Source organism: Mixta sp. Marseille-Q2659, from assembly GCF_940807255.1.
Lineage (GTDB): Bacteria > Pseudomonadota > Gammaproteobacteria > Enterobacterales > Enterobacteriaceae > Mixta.
Genome location: NZ_CALNWY010000064.1, coordinates 1 through 4,420, shown reverse-complemented (window position 1 = coordinate 4,420; position 4,420 = coordinate 1). Strand labels below are relative to the sequence as shown.

Here is a 4,420-nt window from a genome sequence, read left to right as displayed (position 1 = left end):
GGGGACCTCACCCTTACCAAGGGTGCGCTCTACCAACTGAGCCATATCAGCACATCTGGAGCGGGCAGCGGGAATCGAACCCGCATCATCAGCTTGGAAGGCTGAGGTAATAGCCATTATACGATGCCCGCAACCTGGAACTCGGCTACCTGTTCTTTCTGTAGCAAATGAATAATAAGTTAAGGATGCTTATTATTCGAGCTTCGAGCCAACTTGCGTTGCTTGCTGACTCTGACTGTGCTTGAGCTCAGTCTGAATATGGTGGTGGGAGAAGGATTATTCGTCGCTTCGCTCCTCACCCTTCGGGCCGCGCTGCGCGCATTGTCTCGCGCTGCTCGACTCGAACCTTTACGAAGGTTCTCACCTTCTTCCAACTGAAGATACGTTAGCATTTCAGTTGTTGTTGGTTCTGTTTCCAGAGCCTGAATTTGGTGGTGGGAGAAGGATTCGAACCTTCGAAGTCTGTGACGGCAGATTTACAGTCTGCTCCCTTTGGCCGCTCGGGAATCCCACCTGAAACTTGATGGTGCCGACTACCGGAATCGAACTGGTGACCTACTGATTACAAGTCAGTTGCTCTACCTACTGAGCTAAGTCGGCATCAAGTGAGGCGCATTCTAGGAAGAGCGGATGATGGATGCAACAAAAAAATCGCGATAAATGTTCTATCGACTACTATTTGTGCAATTCTTCGCAAAATTGCGTTTTTATGGAGAAAAAACAACCGTTCCTGCTGATATATTTTGGTCTCAAAAGCAGATTTATGAATTTAGTACGCACTTGTAGTTTGTAAATTCGCTTTGCCGGGGCGCAATTTTTTACCGAACCCGGAACCTGACGACAGGCTGCCGCAGTCAACTATAAATAAGAGATATAGAAAAAGCGCTTTTTGTGATCAGAATCACCTTTTCATTTCACTCAGGCTTACCACTATCAAACTGCCTACCTGCTTTTCAAAATTTGCACTCAATCCGTATAAATGTAAAACCGGGTTAACCTACCTGTATGGCTGTCTTATCTAATTATGAAAAATGAGGGGATCCTTCCGATTGCATTTGCCGATTCATCTTTTTCCTTCTTTTTATGCCATTACTGGTGTTAACCTCCTGCGCATTGTTTTCTGAAATTACCTTGAAAGCACAGGAGGGTGGCTATGCTTACCTGTTGCTATTCGGTAAATATTTGCTGGCAGAAGCATGCTTATGAGTAATAAAGAGTCCTCATTTACCACTCCGTATCTGACATTCAGTCGCCAACAGTGGGCTGCGTTGCGTGATTCTGTACCGATGACGCTATCAGAAGAAGAGATAGCACGCCTGAAAGGCATCAACGAAGATCTGTCGCTGGAAGAAGTAGCTGAAATTTATCTGCCTCTGTCTCGTCTGCTGAATTTCTATATCAATTCTAATTTGCGGCGCCAGGCAGTTCTGGAACAGTTTTTAGGCACTAATGGGCAAAAAGTCCCTTATATCATCAGTATTGCCGGCAGCGTTGCCGTAGGTAAAAGTACGACTGCCCGCGTATTGCAAGCGTTGTTAAGCCGTTGGCCTGAGCATCGTCGTGTTGAGTTAATTACTACTGATGGCTTCCTTCATCCAAATGCCGTTTTGAAAGAGCGCGGCCTGATGAAGAAAAAAGGCTTTCCACAATCATACGATATGCATCGTCTGGTTAATTTTGTGGCCGATCTTAAATCAGGTGCCGCTGAAGTTACCGCGCCAGTCTATTCTCATCTGATTTATGATGTTATTCCAGATGGCGATAAGGTCGTGCAACAGCCTGATATTCTTATCCTTGAAGGCCTGAACGTTCTACAGAGCGGAATGGATTATCCTCACGATCCCCATCACGTATTTGTCTCTGACTTTGTAGATTTTTCTATTTACGTTGATGCGCCTGAGGACTTGTTGGAGGACTGGTACATCAATCGGTTCCTGAAATTCCGTAAAGGCGCTTTCACCGATCCCGATTCCTATTTCCATCATTACGCGCAGCTATCCGAAGAAGAAGCCGTTAATACTGCAACCCAGCTGTGGAAAGAAATTAACTGGCGTAACCTGAGAGAAAATATTTTACCGACCCGTGAACGCGCCAGCCTGATTCTTAGCAAAAGCGCTAATCACGCCGTTGAAAAAGTACGGTTACGTAAATAAGTTTCTTTATTGATTCTGGCGGGATTACGTACCGCCAGAATCATCGAGAGCTTAAAGATAAGGATCAAACCTGCGGCCGCAACGAAATCTCACCGCCAACCCAGGACTTTGTTACGCCCTCTTGCTCCAGTAAAAGCCCGCCTTGTTCATCAATACCACGAGCAATACCTGGTACTTCACGATCGCCGATTAAAAGCTTAACGGGCCGATTGATAAAATTATCCAGCTGCTGCCAGCGTGGCAGGAAGGGAGCCAGCCCATCGCGCTCAAAATCACGCAGACTGCGTCGTAGCTGATTTATTAATACGCTGACAAGCTGGTTACGGTTGATAGCGATACCGGCTTCCTGCAGATTAATCCAGCCCTGGTTAACGACATTAGTATCAGGCGAACGCATTGTCAGATTGATGCCTGCACCAAAAACAATTTGTGCGGCATCACCTGTTTTGCCGGTCATTTCAACAAGAATGCCTGCCAGTTTACGATCGTTCAGATAAAGATCGTTTGGCCATTTTACCCTTACGCCTTCAGCACCGAGCTGCTGCAATACTTCAGCTATCACTATTCCTATTACCAGGCTTAAGCCCATAGCAGCAGCAGGACCTTGATCGAGCCGCCAATACATAGAAAGGTAAAGATTAGCGCCGAAGGGAGAAAACCACTGGCGTCCGCGGCGTCCGCGGCCTGCTTGTTGGTATTCCGCTACGCAGGCATCGCCCGTGTTTAGCGACCCCATCCGCTCTAAAAGATACTGGTTAGTTGAGTCTATAACCGGTATGACGGATAGCCCCGGCTGTTCCAGATGCTGATTTATCTTTTCTTCATCCAGCAGTTGGATTGGCGCGGGCAAACAGTAGCCTTTACCTGTAACGGTAAAGACATCCAATCCCCACTCTTTTAAAGTTTGGATATGTTTGTTTATCGCTGCCCGGCTCATACCGAGCTTTTCACCTATCTGCTCACCCGAATGAAATTCTCCATCAGCTAAAATGGACACCAGTTTCAACGGTACGCTGTTATCTTTCATGAAATGATCTCAACGGCATTTTTCTCTCCGTCAGCGCCAATAAAACGCACCTCCGGCTCCAGCCAGACGTTAAACCTTTCGCCGACGCGCTGTCTGACTTCATGAGCCAGCGCGACAATATCCTGCGCGCTGGCATTTTCTGCATTAATCAGCACCAGAGCCTGCTGTTGATGAACAGCCGCCCCACCGATACGGTAACCCTTCAGACCACACTGGTCGATAAGCCAGCCCGCTGCCAGCTTAATACCCCCATTACCTTGAGGATAATGGGGGGCCTGAGGGTATTGAGACAGTAAGTTAGCTGCCTGCGCTGCATTAATAACAGGATTTTTAAAAAAGCTACCGGCATTGCCTGTAATCGCAGGATCGGGAAGCTTGCTGCGACGCATTTGACAGACGCTATCAAAAATTTGTTGTGCCGTAACGGTTGCGGGATCAAGCTTAGCCAGATCGCCGTAGCTCATTACCGGCTGCCACTGTTTTGGCAGGTTAAAGCCCACGCTAATAATTACATGACCATGCTGAAGCTGATGTTTGAAAATACTATCGCGATAACCAAACTGGCACTGCGCTGCGGTGAATCGTGTAACTAACCCACTCTGCAGATCAAGCACATCAACCCATTCACAGACATCTTTCAGTTCAACGCCATAGGCGCCAATATTTTGAATAGGCGCGGAGCCGACGCAGCCGGGAATTAAGGCGAGATTCTCCAGACCATTGATGCCTTGCTGTAGTGTATAAGTTATCAGCGCATGCCAGTTTTCACCGGCCCCGGCCTGCACATGCCATGACTTATCATCTTCATTAACGGTAATGCCTTTCAGTCGGTTAACGACAATAATGCCGTTAAATGATTCCAGGAACAGAATATTACTTCCTTCACCGAGCAGTAAAAAAGGCAGGTTGCGCTGTTGGCATTCACGCCAGGCTACAAGAATATCCTGTGAGCTTTCTGCGAATACGACTTTTTCAGCGACAGTTTCAATGGCAAAAGTATGTAGGTTTTTCAATGAAATTGCAGGACTGGACATGAAACGGCCTTTTCCGGTTAACTTCGGCCATTTTATCCGATCGGTTCGATGGAAAGAAAACTTTATCCTTTGAAACAGAGCAGGATAATGACAGGGAGGCGGGCGTGACGGGATAAAAAAACGGCGGCGGGCCGGGCCGGCGCCGGACGGCGCACACGAAAAAGCCTCAGCTTTCGCTGAGGCTCCGTCGCTGGTTTGATGCCTGG

Annotated in this window: 3 protein-coding genes, 3 tRNA genes and 1 other RNA gene; 1 reads left to right on the top strand and 6 read right to left on the bottom strand. The window is 47.6% G+C overall.

Features of this window, described 5'->3' with window-relative positions; all coding sequences use genetic code 11:
• Positions 1-56: 56 nt before the first annotated feature.
• The 4 genes from P3C52_RS20790 to P3C52_RS20775 all read right to left on the bottom strand — a co-directional run bounded on the left by P3C52_RS20790 (position 57) and on the right by P3C52_RS20775 (position 600).
• Positions 57-131 (bottom strand) — tRNA-Gly (locus P3C52_RS20790).
• Positions 132-259: 128 nt separating this feature from the next.
• Positions 260-384: non-coding RNA, RtT sRNA (locus P3C52_RS20785), on the bottom strand.
• Positions 385-429: 45 nt separating this feature from the next.
• A tRNA-Tyr gene (locus tag P3C52_RS20780) sits at positions 430-514 on the bottom strand.
• 10 nt (positions 515-524) lie between these two features.
• Positions 525-600 (bottom strand) — tRNA-Thr (locus P3C52_RS20775).
• Positions 601-1,202: 602 nt separating this feature from the next.
• Here P3C52_RS20775 and coaA point away from each other — a divergent pair.
• A complete protein-coding gene (coaA, locus tag P3C52_RS20770) occupies positions 1,203-2,153 on the top strand; it encodes a type I pantothenate kinase (protein ID WP_275556758.1) in 951 nt (316 codons plus the stop codon).
• 64 nt (positions 2,154-2,217) lie between these two features.
• Here coaA and birA read toward each other — a convergent pair whose 3' ends face one another.
• Both birA and murB read right to left on the bottom strand, forming a co-directional pair.
• Positions 2,218-3,180: a bifunctional biotin--[acetyl-CoA-carboxylase] ligase/biotin operon repressor BirA gene (birA, locus tag P3C52_RS20765; protein ID WP_275556757.1), complete on the bottom strand. Its 963-nt coding sequence runs from the start codon at positions 3,178-3,180 to the stop codon at positions 2,218-2,220.
• Positions 3,177-4,214: a UDP-N-acetylmuramate dehydrogenase gene (murB, locus tag P3C52_RS20760; protein ID WP_275556759.1), complete on the bottom strand. Its 1,038-nt coding sequence runs from the start codon at positions 4,212-4,214 to the stop codon at positions 3,177-3,179. Before murB ends, birA begins: the two co-directional genes overlap by 4 nt.
• Between the last annotated feature and the right edge of the window lie 206 nt (positions 4,215-4,420).

Excerpts from the sequence above, each read along its gene's own strand:
- coaA (WP_275556758.1), top strand. The coding sequence starts at position 1,203 with ATGAGTAATAAAGAGTCCTCATTTACCACTCCGTATCTGACATTCAGT.
- birA (WP_275556757.1), bottom strand. The coding sequence starts at position 3,180 with ATGAAAGATAACAGCGTACCGTTGAAACTGGTGTCCATTTTAGCTGAT.
- murB (WP_275556759.1), bottom strand. The coding sequence starts at position 4,214 with ATGTCCAGTCCTGCAATTTCATTGAAAAACCTACATACTTTTGCCATT.